At 70.8% G+C, this 16,161-nt stretch carries 15 protein-coding genes; 8 read left to right on the forward strand and 7 right to left on the reverse strand.

Annotated features, from left to right (window positions below):
* Window positions 1-11: 11 nt before the first annotated feature.
* The 4 genes from AWQ71_RS21585 (at window position 12) to AWQ71_RS21600 (ending at window position 4,560) form a co-directional block, all read left to right on the forward strand.
* Window positions 12-2,126 carry a (Fe-S)-binding protein gene (locus AWQ71_RS21585; protein WP_067136010.1) on the forward strand — a complete coding sequence of 705 codons (2,115 nt, stop codon included), beginning with the start codon at window positions 12-14 and terminating at the stop codon, window positions 2,124-2,126.
* 222 nt (window positions 2,127-2,348) lie between these two features.
* Window positions 2,349-3,170, forward strand: coding sequence for a hypothetical protein (locus AWQ71_RS21590; protein ID WP_067136012.1), 822 nt, complete (start codon window positions 2,349-2,351; stop codon window positions 3,168-3,170).
* Window positions 3,167-4,243, forward strand: a complete 1,077-nt coding sequence (locus tag AWQ71_RS21595) for a glycosyltransferase (protein WP_067136014.1) — start codon at window positions 3,167-3,169, stop codon at window positions 4,241-4,243. Before AWQ71_RS21590 ends, AWQ71_RS21595 begins: the two co-directional genes overlap by 4 nt.
* Before the next feature lie 35 nt (window positions 4,244-4,278).
* Window positions 4,279-4,560 carry a metal-sensitive transcriptional regulator gene (locus tag AWQ71_RS21600; protein ID WP_067136016.1) on the forward strand — a complete coding sequence of 94 codons (282 nt, stop codon included), beginning with the start codon at window positions 4,279-4,281 and terminating at the stop codon, window positions 4,558-4,560.
* A 122-nt stretch (window positions 4,561-4,682) separates the two neighbouring features.
* Here AWQ71_RS21600 and AWQ71_RS42710 read toward each other — a convergent pair whose 3' ends face one another.
* Both AWQ71_RS42710 and AWQ71_RS21605 read right to left on the reverse strand, forming a co-directional pair.
* Window positions 4,683-4,844, reverse strand: coding sequence for a hypothetical protein (locus AWQ71_RS42710; RefSeq protein WP_169806599.1), 162 nt, complete (start codon window positions 4,842-4,844; stop codon window positions 4,683-4,685).
* 223 nt (window positions 4,845-5,067) lie between these two features.
* A complete protein-coding gene (locus tag AWQ71_RS21605) occupies window positions 5,068-6,456 on the reverse strand; it encodes a hypothetical protein (RefSeq protein ID WP_084259130.1) in 1,389 nt (462 codons plus the stop codon).
* A gap of 158 nt (window positions 6,457-6,614) precedes the next feature.
* On the opposite strand from AWQ71_RS21605, the gene AWQ71_RS21610 reads away from it, so the two are divergent.
* Window positions 6,615-7,793: a mannosyltransferase family protein gene (locus AWQ71_RS21610; protein WP_169806600.1), complete on the forward strand. Its 1,179-nt coding sequence runs from the start codon at window positions 6,615-6,617 to the stop codon at window positions 7,791-7,793.
* Window positions 7,794-7,906: 113 nt separating this feature from the next.
* Entirely contained in the window at window positions 7,907-8,878 is a 972-nt protein-coding gene (locus tag AWQ71_RS21615; RefSeq protein ID WP_169806601.1) for an endonuclease/exonuclease/phosphatase family protein, read from the forward strand.
* 37 nt (window positions 8,879-8,915) lie between these two features.
* On the opposite strand, the gene AWQ71_RS21620 is transcribed toward AWQ71_RS21615, so the two are convergent.
* Entirely contained in the window at window positions 8,916-9,449 is a 534-nt protein-coding gene (locus AWQ71_RS21620) for a gamma carbonic anhydrase family protein (protein WP_067136020.1), read from the reverse strand.
* 173 nt (window positions 9,450-9,622) lie between these two features.
* On the opposite strand from AWQ71_RS21620, the gene AWQ71_RS41795 reads away from it, so the two are divergent.
* Window positions 9,623-10,720: a hypothetical protein gene (locus AWQ71_RS41795; protein ID WP_067136022.1), complete on the forward strand. Its 1,098-nt coding sequence runs from the start codon at window positions 9,623-9,625 to the stop codon at window positions 10,718-10,720.
* 283 nt (window positions 10,721-11,003) lie between these two features.
* Here the strand turns inward: AWQ71_RS41795 and AWQ71_RS21630 are convergent, their stop codons facing one another.
* Together AWQ71_RS21630 and AWQ71_RS21635 are read right to left on the reverse strand one after the other, a co-directional pair.
* Window positions 11,004-11,756, reverse strand: coding sequence for a GntR family transcriptional regulator (locus AWQ71_RS21630; RefSeq protein WP_067136024.1), 753 nt, complete (start codon window positions 11,754-11,756; stop codon window positions 11,004-11,006).
* Between the two features lie 144 nt (window positions 11,757-11,900).
* Complete coding sequence (locus tag AWQ71_RS21635; RefSeq protein ID WP_067136776.1) at window positions 11,901-12,449, reverse strand: VanZ family protein; 549 nt, start codon at window positions 12,447-12,449, stop codon at window positions 11,901-11,903.
* A 124-nt stretch (window positions 12,450-12,573) separates the two neighbouring features.
* On the opposite strand from AWQ71_RS21635, the gene kynU reads away from it, so the two are divergent.
* A complete protein-coding gene (kynU, locus tag AWQ71_RS21640) occupies window positions 12,574-13,800 on the forward strand; it encodes a kynureninase (RefSeq protein ID WP_174550754.1) in 1,227 nt (408 codons plus the stop codon).
* 76 nt (window positions 13,801-13,876) lie between these two features.
* On the opposite strand, the gene AWQ71_RS21645 is transcribed toward kynU, so the two are convergent.
* Together AWQ71_RS21645 and AWQ71_RS21650 are read right to left on the reverse strand one after the other, a co-directional pair.
* Entirely contained in the window at window positions 13,877-14,281 is a 405-nt protein-coding gene (locus AWQ71_RS21645; RefSeq protein WP_067136028.1) for a ClpX C4-type zinc finger protein, read from the reverse strand.
* Between the two features lie 111 nt (window positions 14,282-14,392).
* Window positions 14,393-16,147 (reverse strand): serine/threonine-protein kinase, encoded by a 1,755-nt coding sequence (locus tag AWQ71_RS21650; RefSeq protein ID WP_067136030.1) that lies wholly within the window; start codon window positions 16,145-16,147, stop codon window positions 14,393-14,395.
* Window positions 16,148-16,161 lie beyond the last annotated feature (14 nt).

Below are 16,161 nucleotides of genomic sequence, written 5' to 3' on the forward strand. Positions count from 1 at the left end.
AGGGAGGACCCGTGCTCTGGGTTGCGATCATCGGGCTCGTCGCTACGGGCGTCGCGCTCGCCCTGGCGGGCCGCCGCGTGGCGTTCCTCTACAGGCTCGCCACCAGCGGCCAGCCCGCGCCGGAACGGATCACGTACGCCAAGGAGAACGCCGGCGCGGAGATCAAGACCCAGCTGGTCGAGGTCTTCGGGCAGAAGAAGCTCCTGAAGTGGACGCCGTCGGGCACCGCGCACTTCTTCGTGATGTGGGCGTTCTTCATCCTCGCGACGGTCTATCTTGAGGCCTACGGCGCACTCATCCAGGGGATGATCACCGGCACACCCGATTTCCACATCCCGCTGATCGGGACATGGCCGGTGCTCGGCTTCCTCCAGGACTTCATCGCGGTCGCCGCGCTCATCGGACTGATCGCCTTCGCCGTGATCCGGCTCAAGAACTCGCCCAAGAAACTCGGGCGGGATTCCCGGTTCTCCGGCTCACACCTGGGCGGCGCCTGGCTCGTCCTCTTCATGATCTTCAACGTGATCTGGACGATGTTCCTGTTCCGCGGCGCGGCCGTGAACACCGGGAACTTCCCGTACGCCTCCGGCGCGTTCGCCTCGGAGCTGACCGCCAAGATCCTGCCCACCAGCGAGCTGCTGGAGGAGATCGGCCTCCTGCTGCACATCGGCGTCATGCTGGTGTTCCTGATCATCGTGGTGAACTCCAAGCACCTGCACATCTTCACCGCGCCGCTGAACGTGCTCTTCTCCCGCCGCCCGGACGGCCTGGGCGCCGCGCAGGAGATGCGCAGCGGCGGCAAGGTGCTCGACTTCGAGGAGGCCGACCCCGAGGTCGACGTGTTCGGCCGGGGCAAGATCCAGGACACCACCTGGAAGGGCTTCCTGGACTTCTACACCTGCACCGAATGCGGCCGCTGCCAGTCGCAGTGCCCCGCGTGGAACACCGACAAGCCGCTGTCGCCCAAGATGCTGATCATCGACCAGCGCGACCACGCCTTCAAGGTGGCCCCGTACCTGCTGGCGGGTGAGGACAAGAGGGACTCCTACCCCGAGGACGTGCTCGCGCTGCTGGACAAGCCCCTCGTGGGCGAGGACGGCGTCATCCACCCGGACGTGCTGTGGTCGTGCACCAACTGCGGCGCCTGCGTCGAGCAGTGCCCGGTGGACATCGAGCACATCGACCACATCCTGGACATGCGCCGCTACCAGGTCATGATCGAGTCCTCGTTCCCGTCCGAGGCGGGCGTCATGCTCAAGAACCTCGAGAACAAGGGCAACCCGTGGGGCATGCCGGAGATGAAGCGGGCCGAGTGGATCGAGGAGCTCGACTTCGAGGTCCCGATCATCGACTCGACGATGCCCGAGGGCGTCGAGTACCTGTTCTGGGTCGGCTGCGCGGGCGCGCTTGAGGACCGGGCGAAGAAGACCACCAAGGCGGTCGCCGAGCTGCTGCACATCGCGGGTGTGAAGTTCGGCGTGCTCGGCCCGATGGAGGCGTGCACGGGTGACCCGGCCCGCCGCCTGGGCATGGAGTTCCTCTTCAACATGCTGGCCCAGCAGAACATCGAGACGCTGAACGAGGCCGGCGTCAAGAAGATCGTGGCGACCTGCCCGCACTGCTTCAACACGCTCGCCAACGAGTACCCGCAGCTCGGCGGCACCTACGAGGTCGTGCACCACACGCAGCTTCTGGCGCACCTGGTCGAGGAGGGCAGGCTCACCCCGATCACGCCGATCGAGGAGAAGATCACCTACCACGACCCGTGCTTCCTGGGCCGCCACAACAAGGTGTACGCGCAGCCCCGCGACATCATGGCGAAGGTGCCGGGTGTCCAGGCGCAGGAGATGCACCGGTGTAAGGACCGTGGTTTCTGCTGCGGCGCCGGTGGTGCCCGCATGTGGATGGAGGAGCGGCTCGGCAAGCGGATCAACACCGAGCGGGTGGACGAGGCGCTGACCACCGATCCCGACACCGTCTCCACCGCGTGCCCGTTCTGCCTGGTGATGCTGGGTGACGCGATCAACGAGAAGAAGAACAGCGGCGAGGCCAAGGAGACGCTGGAAGTCGTCGATGTGGCCCAGCTTCTGATCAAGTCCGTCAAGGGCGAGCCGGTCGCCGGCTGACGGAGGGCGTGAGCCGTACGGGCCGCACTTCCCGGGGAGGAACGGGGAGGGCGGCCCGTCGCTTGTCAATCTTATCTACAATTTGTGGAATTTGTCCGTCAAGTGACAAGAAGTGACGGGAAACGCAGGGTTGATCCCAAATCCCTTTCTCGGTATATCCACATAACGGGAAAATCACGGTAACCTCAACGGTGGCTCAATCAACGGGGAGGGGGCTGCGCGGTGAGCGTGATCGTTACGAATGCCGAAGTCACCCTTGCCGACGTGCTTTCCGTGCGGATGACGCTTGAGGAGCCGCTGACAGGCGGAGACCGGCTGGTCCTGCGGCACCGCGGCACGGGAACCGAGCGCCTGATCTCCCTTGGCGGACGCGAGGAGGCCGAGGCCCCGGCGGAGACGGCCGGGCTCGCGGTCCCGCTGGCGCCGCTTTCGCTCACGCCCGGCCGTTGGGACGCCTACCTGCAGCGCGACGGCGTCCGGACGCGGATGCGCAGCGTCGATCCCGGATTCTCCCTCGACAGCCTCGACGCGTACGCGCTGGGACGGCGCACGCTGGCATACCGGGCGTATCGCACCCGCAACGGCTTTCTGGCCGTCAAGATCGACCGGGCCGCTCCGGTGGCGGACGTCCGGGCGGTGTGGTTCCGCGAGGGGCGCTTCGAGGTCACCGGCCTGCTCGCGTACACCGGGCTGGACGACGACGACCGGCACCGCGACGCGCGGCTGGCGATGCGCCGCGGCGGCCAGGGCGGCCAGGGCGAGCGGGACGCGAGCGTGACCGTCGCCGCCACCGTGCAGGGCGTGCGGTTCCACGCGGCGCTCTCGCTGTGCGACGTGCTCGCCGCCGCGCCCCAGCAGGAGGGCGTCTGGCGGCCGTCCCTGGAGGTGGACGGCGTCGATGGACCGCTCCCGCTGGGGGCCAGGATCGACGACGTCGAGGGCAAGCGCCGCCGGGTCCACTTCCCCCGCGTGCTCGTGGACGGCGTCCCGGTCACCCCCACCTTCACCTCCGACGACGAGCTACGGCTGGAGGTGGGAGCGTGAAGATCTCCTTCCTCGTCCCCTCCGCGTACGCGATGCGCGGAGACGTGCGCGCCACCCTGAACCTCGCGGCGGGGCTGGCGGCGCGGCACGAGGTGGAGATCGTGAGCGTCAAGCGGACCAGGGAGACACCGTTCTTCCCGGTCGATCCGCGGGTCTCCCTGCGCTGGCTGGTCGACGCGCGCCCCGGCGTGCGCCACCTGCTGCCCCCCGGCCAGGTGCGCACCGAGGTCGCGCTCTGGCGCGCCCTGCGCGGGCTGCGCGCGGACGTGCTCGTCACGACCCGGCCGGGCCTCGGCGTCCAGGCCGCCCGGCACGCGCCGCGCGAGGTGGTGCGCATCGCCCGCGAGTGGTCGCGCCCCGCGGTGCCCGAGCCGGTCCGCCGGCTCTATCCCCGGCTGGACGCGGTGGTGACCAGCACGGCGAGCGCGCGGGACGAGTGGGCCCGCCTCCTCGACGACGACCTCTCGGTGCACACCATCCCGGACGCGCTGCCCGCCGGGCCGTGGCCCCGCTCCCGCATGGACAACCGCATCGTCAGCGCCGGCGGCCGGCTGGTGCCCGTCAAGTCGTACAACCGGCTGATCCGCGCGTTCGCGATCGTCGCGGACAAGCGGCCCGACTGGCGGCTGCGCCTGTACGGCACCGGCCCGGAGGAGAAGCGGCTGCGCGGCCTCGTCAGCGAGCTGGACCTCCACAACCACGTCTACTTCATGGGCGCGACGTCCGACCTGCCCGGCGAGTTCGCCAAGGCGTCCATCGTGGCGGTGCCGTCCCGGCAGGAGGCGCCCGGCATGAGCGTGGTCGAGGCGCTGAGCTGCGGTGTTCCGGTGGTGGGGTTCGAGGGATCGCGCGGGCCGGCGGAGTTCGTCCGGCCCGGTCACGACAGCGTGCTGGTGCCCGAGGGCGACGACGAGGTCGAGGCGTACGCCACCGCGCTGCTCGGCCTGGTGGACGACGACCGCCGCCGGCTGGCGCTCGCCGCCGGGGCCCTGCGGACCGCCGAGGCGCACGCCGCGGGCGCCGTCGCGGCCCGCTGGCAGGAGCTGATGTACGGCCTGCGGTCCCGTGAGTGACTGGCGTTCATCCTCAAAACGGGTAGCGTGAGGTCATGCACGGGTACAGCGGTGACAAGCAGGCGTATCTCACAAGGCTGCGCCGGATCGAGGGACAGATCCGGGGCCTCCATCGGATGGTCGACGAGGACGCGTACTGCATCGACATCCTCACCCAGGTGTCCGCGGCCACCCGTGCGCTGCAGGCGGTGGCCCTCGGACTGCTGGAGGACCACATCGCGCACTGCGTCGCCCACGCGGTGAACGAGGGTGGCCCCGGGGCGGACGAGAAGATCAAGGAAGCGTCGGCGGCCATCGCCCGGCTCGTACGCTCCTGAGCATCGCCTGAGTGGTGGCGGGGTTTTCGGCGGGAACTGGTTGACTAGTCCGGGAAAACGATCCCGGACTCCGTCGCCGGAGTCCGGGATGATCGGTTGTCGGGTTTCTCGCCTATTCGCCTTCAGCGGCTCGCCGAAGTCCCCAAACCGAGTGCGTTGTCGAGTTCTTCCACGGTCAGTCGCTCATCGCTGAAGTTAACGGCCTCCAGCACCTCTGCGTAGAGCGCGATCTCGTCCAACGCGACACGGTCGTGAACCCGAGAGTCCAGGTCGTCGTGCCCCACCGCGTCGTCCTTCCTTCTGCAGCCCACACCCATCACGAGGTTACGTCCGGCGGTCTTTCCCCGACATGGCCCATCGGGACCATTCCTGAGGGCTGGTCCGCCCCCTCCCGGTAACCATTTCCCGGATTCTGAGATCACAATTCGGTTAATTTCGGGAGGGGGTCCCGATGCTTTGGTAAAAGCAGAGGTTATCGCGCTTGATGGGTTTCTCGTGAACAATGCGTCAGCTGTGAAAAAGCCACCCGGACTCTGACCGGTCGTGGAATTCCCTGGTCACTGTGAGGCCGGGAACGGTGTCGTCCCGCTGGTGCATGAGATGCGCGACGAGCGCCGACGCGACCGGGAACCCGCGCGGCGGCGGCGCCGTGCCGGTGAGCGCGCACCAGGCCAGGCCGGTGGCGTACGCGGCTCCGAGCAGGGCGGCGGCCGTGTCGCGGCCGGACGGCACCAGGGTGGCGGGAAGCGTGCCCGAGGAGGGCCAGCAGCCGCGCAGCGGATGCGCCCGGTCGGTGAGCGCCACATAGAACGACCGGCGCATCTCGTCGTCCATCCAGGGATAGAGCAGCGGTACCACGCCGGCCGTGACGCCCCGCGTCACCGCCGTGACGTCGGCGGCGAGCAGTGAGGCGGCGACCGCGCGCGGGTCGGCTCCTGAGGCGGTCGCGTGCCCCAGCGCATCGACCAGGTCGTACAGCCGGTGCCGGAAATGCTCGCCGGGGGACGTCTCGGACAGGGTCGCCACGGCGAGGTGCGGCGGGCGACGGGCCAGCCAGGCCTGCCGTACGGCGCCGGCCTGGGCCGCGGGGCCGTCCAGCCAGGGGTGGGCGGCGGCCGGGCCGGCCATCGCGAGGAGGGCGTCGGCCCTGGGGCGGAACCGCGCGTCGGCCCGGAGCGCCGAGGCGGTCTCGACGACCAGCCCGGCCATCTGCCCGGCGAGCCGCGCCCCCGCCTCTCCCGGCCGGGCGAGCATCCGCTCGGCGTACAGCGACACGAGCGCGTCGAGGGGAACCGGCGGGAGCCAGCGCACCCACTCGTCCCCGGGCAGCGGCCGGGCCAGGAACTCGCCGAACATCGACAGCAGCACCTCGTTGCCGTCGAAGGCCGGGGCGTAGGCGCACCACATGATCGTCGCCCACACGGCCGCGACGGTGCCGGCGACGTCCGCGGCGAAGACGTCGTGGAACGGACCCGCCGGCAGTGGGAAGTCGTCGCGGCCCAGCCGGCGGCGCGCGACCATCAGTTCCCTGATCCGCTCGGTGACGTCCTGGGGCACGTCCGGCCCGACGAACCCCTGTGTGGAGCCGCTCTCGATCGCGAAGTCGGGCCCGGCGGGCACGAGGAGCGGCGGGATCGCCGCGGCCGGCGCGGGTCGGGCGGCGGAGCGGACGTGGGGCAGTGCCGGGGGCGCCGAGAGGTGCCAGCGGCCGTCCACCCGGTCCAGCCGGTACCAGCGCGCGTGCGTGCCGAACAGCCAGCACGAGCCGTCGGGGGCCATCAGGACCCGCGCGGCGATCGCCTGCGCGCGTGCGGGATCGGGCAGCGTCGCCCAGCGCGGATCGGCGACCATGGCGCGGACGTCCCGCTCGATCGCCGTGAAGCCGTCCCAGTGCACCCGGCAATGGTAGATCGCGCCGCCGACAGGGCGGCCTGAAACATTCACCCGGGGTACGCCGATGACCTGGGAGGATGGCGAGGCCCGGGCGGGGTGCCGGGTTTTCTCCTCGACTTTCTCTTTGCACAGGGGGGTGTCACGTACTTCCATTGGTCAGCGTGACGGAGACTCAGCGGGCGGAGGCCGGAGTGGAACCCGCATCGGACCCCGGTGTGGCGCGAAGTGACGAACGGCTCGGCCGGCTGCGGCGGCTCCTCGGCCGGCCGGCCGACCGGACCGCCCTGCTGATCTGGTTCTTCTGGCACGTCGCGACGTACATCTACATGGTGCTGGCGGCGCCCGGCCGCACCGAGGCGCCCCTGCTCGACCGGCTCACGCCGTGGGACGCGGACAACTTCATCGCGATCGCGCAGTACGGCTACGACGGCCCGCCGGACATGTCGGACGCGCCGAAACTGGTGGCGTTCTTCCCCGGGCTGCCGCTGCTGCTGCGGGACCTGCACTGGCTGATCCCCAACTGGAGCCTGGCCATCGTCCTGGTGTCCCTCGTGGCGAGCGCGGTGGTCGCGGTGGCGCTGTCCCGGCTGAGCGACTCCTACCGGCAGGGCACGGGCACCTGGACGGTGCTGGCGTTCTTCCTCAGCCCGTTCGCGGTGTTCCTGCTCGCGGGGTACTCCGAGGCGCCGTTCCTCGCGCTGGCGATCCCCGCGTGGCTGCTCGCCCGCCGGGGGCGCTGGGCGGCCGCCTCTGTCTGCGCCGCGCTGGCGTCCTCGATCCGGGTGTCCGGGTTGTTCCTCGCGTTCGGCCTGGCCGTGATGTTCCTGGTCGCCGAGAACGGCAGGCAGTGGCGCAAGCTGCCCTGGCTGGCGCTGCCCGGCGTGCCGGTCCTCGCGTACATGGTCTATCTCTGGAACCGCACGGGCGATCTGATGGCGTGGAAGGCGGCCGAGGCGCAGTACTGGGGGCGGTTCCCCGAGAAGCCTTGGCTGGTGTTCCTCAACACCTGGAACCGGTCCATCGACGAGGTGGTGCTGCGCACGTCGTACCAGGAGGAGATGCTGGCGGCGGCGGTGCTCGTGGCGCTCATCGTCTGGCGGCTGGTGCGCTTCCGATGGGCGGACGTCGCCTATCTCGCGCCGCAGGCGGTGGCGCTGCTGGCGATGTCGTCGTTCTACATGTCCGTGGGGCGGGCCTCGCTGCTGTGGTGGCCGCTCTATCTCTCCATCGGCATCGTGGGCTCGCGCCGTCCCTGGGTGTTCATGGCGTACCTGGCGGTGGCCGTGCCCGTCATGGCCATCAATGTGGGGAATTTCACCACCGGTGCGTGGGTGGGGTAAGACGTCCCTTTTGCCGCGATCTATCCCCATCTCGCTAGTATGATCACGTTTGCTACGCTCAGTAGTCTATTGATTATGGAGAGTGAGCTATGATCGGTACGCGTCGGCGCGACATGGCAAGGCTTCTGATCTCCGGTGTGCTGATCACCTCGCCGCTCGTCGGGGCCGCCGGAGCGGGAGCGGCCGACGGATCGCCGGCGTACCGGGTGAACGTGCTCACCTACAACGTGTGCGGGGGCAACAACAAGCGGAACACCTGCGGCCAGGATCTGACCCCCGAGCGGCGGCGGCTCTGGGCGCCCCAGGTCTCCGCGCTGATCAGGAGCAAGGACGTGGACGTCGCGTCCTTCACCGAGATGTGTTACGCCCAGGTCGATCTGCTGCAGCGGGAGCTCCCCGACTACGACTTCGTCTGGTACGGCCTCGGCAGGTCGGCCAACTGCCGCGAGATCTGGAGTGACCTGACCGACCAGACGACGGCGCCGAACGGCAGATCCGCCGGCATCGCCCTGGCGTTCAAGAACGGCGTCGTGGGCGCCCCGTTCCGCCGGCGGCTGGTCGTCGACAACCCGGACGCCGACCCGTCTTCCCCCATTCACAGGCGCGGCGTGCTGTGCGCGCGTTCCGTCATCGGCATGGAGTACGGCGTCGGCTGCGTGACCCACATCTCGCCTCTGGAGTCCCCGCAGCAGGTCACCGGGGAGATCGGCCGGTGGGCGGGGGACGTGCCGGTCATCCTCGGGGGCGACTTCAACCGCAAGCCCGAGCACCCCGAGATGGGCGCGGTGTACGGGACGGGCCTCGGCACGGGGACCTTCACAGAGGTGGACGCGGGACCGGCCGGAAAGCCGAGCCGCGGCGGCAGCCCGACCACCCGCGGCGGCCGGAAGATCGACTACATCTTCGCCAGCCAGTCGGACTATCGGAACGCCGGGGCCGAGGTGATCCAGACGAACCCCGAGCTCTCGGACCACCGGCCGCTGGTCGGCTCGTTCACCGGAACCGTGGAGGGCGGGCAAACTGCGACGGTCGTGCACACGTTCACCCAGGTCGTCGCGGCGGCGTTCGCGGCCCTCCCGAAGTGACCGCGGATCGGCGGGCATCCGTGCCGGACGCCCGCCGTCACTCCGTCGTGAGCCGGGTCGCCGCGGCGTGGCGGCGGGCCTTGGCCATGTAGCTGTCCGGCGTGTGGGCGAACGAGGCGCGGTCGCCGTCGGTCAGCTCGCGGACGACCTTGGCGGGCACACCCGCGACCAGCACTCCGGCCGGGATCCGCGCCCCCGGCGTGACCACCGCGCCCGCGGCGACCAGCGTGCCCGCGCCGACGCGCGCGCCGCCGAGGACGATCGCGCCGATGCCGATCAGCGCGCCCGTCTCGACGTGGGCGCCGTGCACCATCGCCTTGTGCCCGAGGCTCACCCGGTCCTCCAGGATCGCGGGCTGCCCGGGGTCGGCGTGCAGGCAGCAAAGATCCTGGATGTTGCACTCGGCGCCGACCTCGATCCGCTCGTCGTCGCCGCGCAGGACCGAGCCGTACCAGACGCTCGACGCGCGGCCGAGCCGGACCCGGCCGACGATCACGGCGCCGGGCGCGACCCAGGACTCCGGGTGCAGGTCGGGGGTGGCGTCGTCGTTCAGAGCGGCGATGTACGGCATGGAGTCATGATCCCACGGGCGCGTTCTCGGAGGGTTCCCGGGCGTACGGCGCGGGCGCGGCGGGGCGTCCAAGGGCGCGAGGTCGGGCGTTCGGGTTGCGAGGCAGGGCGGATAGCAGGAAAGTCATGTCCTGACGTGCGTTACCGCCTCAATTTCCAACCCCAGGGCTTGTCATGACGAATCAGAACGAGAACTTCCCCGACCTCCTGAGTGACGACTCCTTCGAGGTCGTCATGCGTGGATACAGCCGCAGGCAGGTCCATGACTACATGATCAGGACCCGGAACCAGATCAGGGACCTGGAGGAGCGGCTCGCGCGGACCATCGACCAGGCCGAGCAGGGCCGGTCCGAGCTGGTCGAGGCGCGCCGCAGGCTGGCGGGCGCCCCGCAGAACCCTGAGGAGCTGGGCGAGCGGCTGAGCCAGATACTGAAGCTGGCGCAGGAGGAGGCGGCGGCCAACAAGGAGGCGTCCCAGTCGGAGGCCATGCAACTGCGCGAGCACGCCGCGACCGAGGCTGAGCGGATGGTCACGGCCGCGCGGGAGCAGGCCGACGCGATCAGGGCCGCCGCCCAGGAGGAGGCCGAGCGCCGGGTCACCGAGGCCACCGGCGTCGCCGAGCGCCTGCTCGCCCAGGCGGGCTCCGACGCGGAGGAGACCCTCAACACGGCGCGGGCCGAGGCCGAGGACGCGCTGCGCGGGGCGCGCGGCGAGGCCGACCGGCAGCTCACGGTCGCGCGCCTGGAGGTGGAGAAGCTGGTCGGCGACGCCCGCGCCGAGGCGCACTCGACCCTCACCGGCGCTCAGCAGCGGGCCGCCTCGCTCGACGAGAACACCGGCCGCCGCGTGGCCTATCTGACCGACACGCACGCCGAGGTCATGCGCCGTCTGGGTGAGATCGGGTCGGTCCTGGGCGACCTGCTCCACCGGGAGAGCGCGGCCGGCTCCCTGATCGACGAGGCCGCCGTGCTGCCGCCGCAGGCGCACGCCGTCCCGCAGCCGCTCGAACTCGGGCCCGCCGACGGCGCCGCCGAGGACGACGAGGACATCCGGGTCATCGTGGAGGGCGTGCCGGTGGAGGGCGCCCCGCAGCAGCCCGCCCAGGACGGCGACGTGACGACGGACGTCGCCGTGGTCCGGATGCAGAACGAGCAGCACGAGCAGCACGGCCAGCACGAGCAGCACGGCCAGAACGGTCAGCACGAGGAGCACGAGGAGCACGAGGAGCACGAGCAGAACGGTCAGCGCGGCCAGCACGGTCGGCGCCGGTAGCCGCCGGGCGGCTGCCCGGAGGTGGCGCGTCTGGTACCCGTGGAGGCGCCGTTGGGATGGCACCAGTGGCGACGCCCCCACGGGGGATCAAGGAAGCGGAAGCCTCCGCCCCCGATAGGGTCGGAGGCTTCCGCGCTCGTGGCCGGGCCCTGCCGTTTCCGTCGTCCTGGGGTGCTGTGGGCGCCGGACGCGACATGACCTCTCTATTCAAGGTGCGCGACATCTCTAGAGAAATCAATGATCGGTTTGGTCATGTCCTTCTAACGCCGGCGGTCTCCTTGACCTATGCGTCGAAGTCGTACTGGAGCACGTACGAGGCGGCGTCGAGGATCATCTCGTTGTACTCGACGGGGCGGCCCTCCGCGGTGTAGGCGGTGCGGATGATCGCGATGATGGGGGTGCCGGCGGGCAGGCCGAGCAGCTCCGTCTCGCGCGGATGGGGCATCCGGGCGCGCAGCTCCTCGGTGAAGTGCGCCGGGGAGTGGCCGAGGTCGCCGAGCCGGGCGTAGGCGCCGCCGGGGCCGGTTTCGGGCAATACGATCGCCGTCCCCTCGACCAGGTCGGCCGGGAAGTGCGAGGCGGCGAGCTGGACCGGCCGGTCGTCCACCAGGTAGCGCCGCCGCCGTACCCACACCTCACCGGTGTCCAGTACGCGGGCGACCTCCTCGCTCGCCTCTTCCCGCTCGATCTGGACCTGGTCGACCGTGTAGGCGCGGCCGTGGGCGTCGGTGTCCCAGATGGCGCGGCCCGCCGCCCACTGCTCACGCGCGAGCCGCCGCGATCCGTGCCTGCGGATCGGGCGGAACAACCGGACGTACACGCCGGAGCCGCGCTTGGGCACGGCCAGGCCCTCGTTGATGAGCACGGCGAGTGCCTGCCGGGCCGTCGCGCGGGCGACGCCGTACTCGGCCATCAGTGCGTTCTCGCCCGGTAGCCGATCTCCGTCGTGCAGATCGCCGGACAGGATCCTGCCGCGTAACCTGTCGGCGATGCGCCGATAGATCGGGAGCTCGTGATGCACCGGGGATTCCGTCACGTTTGATCACCCTCTGTCACCAACGGGGAGTTAGCGTCTGTAGAGAACTTGCCCCGTCTTGTCCACGATCGCACAGGAAATGACGTTGGTCCTGGGCTTATTTTGAGTGGATCGTGCCTGTGTGACGATCTCCAGGGAGAATCGCTACCCGTTACGTGGAACGGTCCGGCTCGCCTGGGAGGTCGCGTGCCAGTGCCAGGTCATGATCGCGGCCAGGACGGCCCCCGCCGTGTTGAGCAGCACGTCGTCGATCGACGACACCCGGTGGAGGTGTAGGCCGTACTGCAGGGCCTCGACGGTGGTCGATGCGGCGGCGGCCACGAGCGCCACGGTCCGGAGCCGGGCGAACCGTACGGACCTGACCGGCAGCAGCGCGCCCAGCGCCGCGAACACCAGGAGATTGCCCCCGACCTGTACGATCACGGTCGCCGCCGGCGCCTGGAGCACGGCGGCCAGATCGCGCAGCGGGACGAGATTGACGCCCTCCGTGCCGCTTCCCGGGGTGAGGATCATCCACAGCCAGGGGAGTGTGCCGACGACCATGCCGACGTCGGCGTACGCCGTGCGGGCCGGGTGGGGGTGGCCGCGCGCCGCCCTCCGGCGGGCGAGCAGACGGGCGGCGAGGAGCGCGGCCGGGACCGCCAGTACGGCGGCCAGGATGACATGCCCCCACATTCGCCACACCAGCCACATGACGGACATTCTGTGGCCGATGAGGGGATCACGGCCACCCGGCGAGGCCGGCGCCGCCCGCCGTTGTGTGTGATGGCACATTTGGCGGTATTCCACGAAAAGGCAACCAACTAAAGGAGTTGTGATCGTGACTGCGAGCCGTGCCGACTGTTACGCCCTCGACCTCGAGGATCCGCTGCGGGATATGCGTGCGGAGTTCTCCCTGCCCAGCGGGGTCACGTACCTGCTGGGCAACTCGCTGGGCGCGCTGCCGAAGCGTACGGCGGCGAAGGTGGCGCACACCGTGGAGACCGAGTGGGGCCGCGACCTCGGCGCGAGCTGGAACACCGCGGGTTGGTGGGATCTGCCGCAGACCACCGGGGACCGGTTGGCGCGGCTGATCGGCGCGGGGCCGGGCGAGGTCCTCGCCGGCGACTCCACGTCGACGAACATCTTCAAGGTGATGGCCGCCGCGCTGCCGCTCCGCCCCGGCCGCCGCGTGATCGTCTCCGACCTGGAGAACTTCCCCACCGACCGGTACGTCGTCGAGGGCGTCGCCCGGGCGCTCGGCTCGTACGAGATCAGGGACATCGGGTCGCTCGACGAGGCGCTCGGCGACGACGTGGCCGCGGTCCTGCTCAGCCACGTGGACTACCGGACGGGCGCGCTGCGCGACATGGACGCCGTCACCGCCCGGGTGCACGCCGCGGGGGCCCTGATGATCTGGGACCTCTGCCACAGCGCCGGAGCCGTGCCGGTGGACCTGCGCGCCGCCGACGCGGACTTCGCGGTCGGCTGCACGTACAAGTACCTCAACGGCGGCCCGGGCGCGCCCGCCTACCTCTACGTGGCCGAGCGGCATCAGGACGCCGCGTACAACGTCGTCTCCGGATGGCACGGGCACGCGGATCCGTTCGCGTTCGAGCCGAACTACCGGCCCGCCGACGGGGTGCGCCGGTTCGCCGCGGGCAGCCCGCCCGTGCTCTCCTACAGCGCGCTGAACGCCTCGCTCGACATCTGGCAGACGGTCGACATGGCGCAGATCAGGGCCAAGAGCGTGGCCCTGACCACGCTGTTCATCGACCTGGTCGACGAGCTGTGCCCCGACCTGACCCTCGTCACGCCGCGCGACCCCGCCGAGCGCGGCAGCCAGGTGAGCTATCGGAACCGCGACGGCTATCCCGTGATGCGCGCGCTCGCCGAGCGGGGCGTCGTCGGCGACTACCGGAAGCCGGACATCATGCGGTTCGGCTTCGCCCCGCTGTACCTGCGTTACGTGGACGTGTACGACGCGGCCACGGTGCTGGCCGAGGTGCTCGGCAAGGAGCTGTGGCGGGAGGAGCGCTACCGGGAGCCGCTGACCGTGACCTGATCGGTTCGCGGGACGAGGACCCCGGGCCGGTTTCGTCCCGGACCCGGGTTCCCCGTTCTCGCTGCCGCGCTACGGGTTATCGGCGCTTGGCGAGGTCGGCCACGATGTCGCTGGCCAGTGATACGCAGGTGCCGCAGATCCGGCCCGCCTCGCCGTGAACCATGTGGCTGCGGGGACCGGGTGCCTGACGGCAGAAAGAGCAGGCGGCGTCGCGCTTCTTCCGGCGGTTCGCCAGCTGGCGACCGGCGAAAGGCGGGGAGAAGCGCTTCCTGGCGGCCTGCTTCGAGAACCCGAACCGCTCTCCGATGGCGGTCCAGGAGGCGCCCGCCGAGCGCGCGTCGCGTACGGCGAGGTCGAGCAGGGCGTCGGTGTCACGGCTGAGCTCATCGCTCAGGGTGATCGCGGCGGAGAGGGTCTCCAGCGGGTCCGCGGGGTCGATCGACCGTGTCCGAGCCTGGGTGAGTAATTCGGATGGCTCCATGCCTGGCAACCTTAGGTTGTCATGCGAAGATCATCAAACGAGGCGATCCACCGTACCGGGGACCGGTCGGCGCCCGTTCCGATCGCTTCGCCTGATGCCAGGTCAGGCGGTTTACCAGAAGAACCAGGGGCTCTCCGCGCCGCCGCCGAAGGCGGGTGCCCCCGTCTTGCGCCAGCGCTGCCGTACGTCGGTCGTGGCCCTGATGCGCGGGGCGGTGGCGGTGAAGGGGCCGCAGGTCACGACCGCGCCGTCCTGGGACGGCGAGACGCCCGAGCAGATGAAGGGCTGCGAGAGGTTGACCTCGGCGTCGGTGTTGTAGAGCTGGACGTGGATGTCGGAGCGGACGGCGCTGGACCCCCTGACCCGGCCGAGCAGGTGGAAGACGCCGTCCACCACGGCTATGCAGGGCGACATCTCCGTGCCGGTGCCCGCGCCGGTCGAGAGCCACGCACGGCATTTCCACTGGGGTTCGGATGCCGGGCCGCCCGCGTCGACCGTCGTCTTCCCGTCCGGGTCCGGTTCCGCCGCCACCGATCGCTCGGGGGTGGGCGTATGAGCTTTCCGGGGCGCCGATTTCGTCGGGCTGGGCTTGAGCAGCTCGGGCGGCCGGGAGACGACCGGATCCGGCGAGGGGCTCCGAGTCGGCCGGGTCCGGTGCCTCGGTGTCGGGGAGCCGGCCGCCGTGGCGCGCACGTTCTTCTGGAGCCCGCCGGCCGACGCGTCCGGCAGCGCCTGGGTCTTCTCGACTCCCGTGTCGGACGCCCGCCAGGGAGCGACGACGGCCACGGCGGCCGTGGAGAGCGCCAGCGCCGCGCCGGCCGCCACGGCGGCGACCAGCCGCTTACTGGAGCGTCCGCGCGGGGCCGAGAGCGCGGTCTCCTCGCCAGGGGTCGCCGGCCCGGCGGCGACCGGCGCGACCGGGCCCGGGACGGCCGCGCCACCTGTGCCTCCCGTGCCTGCTGACGGGGATGCCGGCAGAGGAATGGGCTCGGAGGTCGCCGACGGCGCCTCTTCCCTCGGAACAGGGGGCAGGGCGGGCAGCCCCGCCAGCGACGGCGCGGCCCGGCGCAGCGCCGCCGCCACGTCGCCCGCGCCCGGCCGCTGGGACGGCTCCTTGGCGGCGCACGCGGTGATGATCGGCCAGAGAGGATCGGGCATCCCGGCCAGTCGCCGCGGCATGGCCGTCGCGTGCTGGCGGAGCAGGGCCATGGGGTGGTCGCCGACGAACGGCGGGCGCCCGGCGAGCAGCTCGTACAGGATCAGGCCGATGGCGTAGACGTCCACGGCGGGTGTCGGGACGCTGCCGTCGGCCACCTCGGGGGCCAGGTAGGCGGGCGTGCCGATGACCGAGGTGGTCTGGGTGAGGCCCGGACCGTGGACGATGCGGGCCACGCCGAAGTCGGTCAGCCGCGACTGCCCGGTGGCCGCGTCGATCAGGACGTTTCCCGGCTTGATGTCCCGGTGGACGACGCCCTGGGCGTGCGCGGCGGCCAGCGCGTCGGCGACCTCGGCCATCAGGCGGGCCGCGTCGGCCGGGGGCAGCGTGCCGCGCTCGCGCAGCAGGGCGCGGAGGTCTCCGCCCTGAACGAGGTCCATCACGAGGGCGAGCCGCTCGCCCTCGATGACGAAGTCCCGCACCGTGACGATGTTGGGGTGGCGCAGCGTCCGCATGACGTTGCGCTCCTGCACGAACCGCAGGACCAGGTTCTCGTCTCCGGCGAGGCCGTCGCGCAGCAGCTTGACCGCCACGATCTCACCGCTGTCCCGGTGCCGGGCCCGCCAGACGGTGCCCATCCCGCCGCCGCCGATCTCGTTGAGAAGCACGTATCGGCTGCCCAGCGACGCCTCGGACCCACCCGTCGTCATTGTCCGCCTTCCTC

The sequence above is a fragment of the Microtetraspora malaysiensis genome, from assembly GCF_001528665.1.
Classification (GTDB): Bacteria; Actinomycetota; Actinomycetes; order Streptosporangiales; family Streptosporangiaceae; genus Microtetraspora_A; species Microtetraspora_A malaysiensis.

Bases quoted from the DNA above. Each gene is read 5' to 3' on its own strand.
- AWQ71_RS21620 (WP_067136020.1), bottom strand. From the start codon at position 9,449: ATGCCGTACATCGCCGCTCTGAACGACGACGCCACCCCCGACCTGCAC.
- AWQ71_RS41795 (WP_067136022.1), top strand. From the start codon at position 9,623: ATGACGAATCAGAACGAGAACTTCCCCGACCTCCTGAGTGACGACTCC.
- AWQ71_RS21635 (WP_067136776.1), bottom strand. From the start codon at position 12,449: ATGTGGCTGGTGTGGCGAATGTGGGGGCATGTCATCCTGGCCGCCGTA.
- AWQ71_RS21615 (WP_169806601.1), top strand. From the start codon at position 7,907: ATGGCAAGGCTTCTGATCTCCGGTGTGCTGATCACCTCGCCGCTCGTC.
- AWQ71_RS21600 (WP_067136016.1), top strand. From the start codon at position 4,279: ATGCACGGGTACAGCGGTGACAAGCAGGCGTATCTCACAAGGCTGCGC.
- AWQ71_RS21650 (WP_067136030.1), bottom strand. From the start codon at position 16,147: ATGACGACGGGTGGGTCCGAGGCGTCGCTGGGCAGCCGATACGTGCTT.
- AWQ71_RS21645 (WP_067136028.1), bottom strand. From the start codon at position 14,281: ATGGAGCCATCCGAATTACTCACCCAGGCTCGGACACGGTCGATCGAC.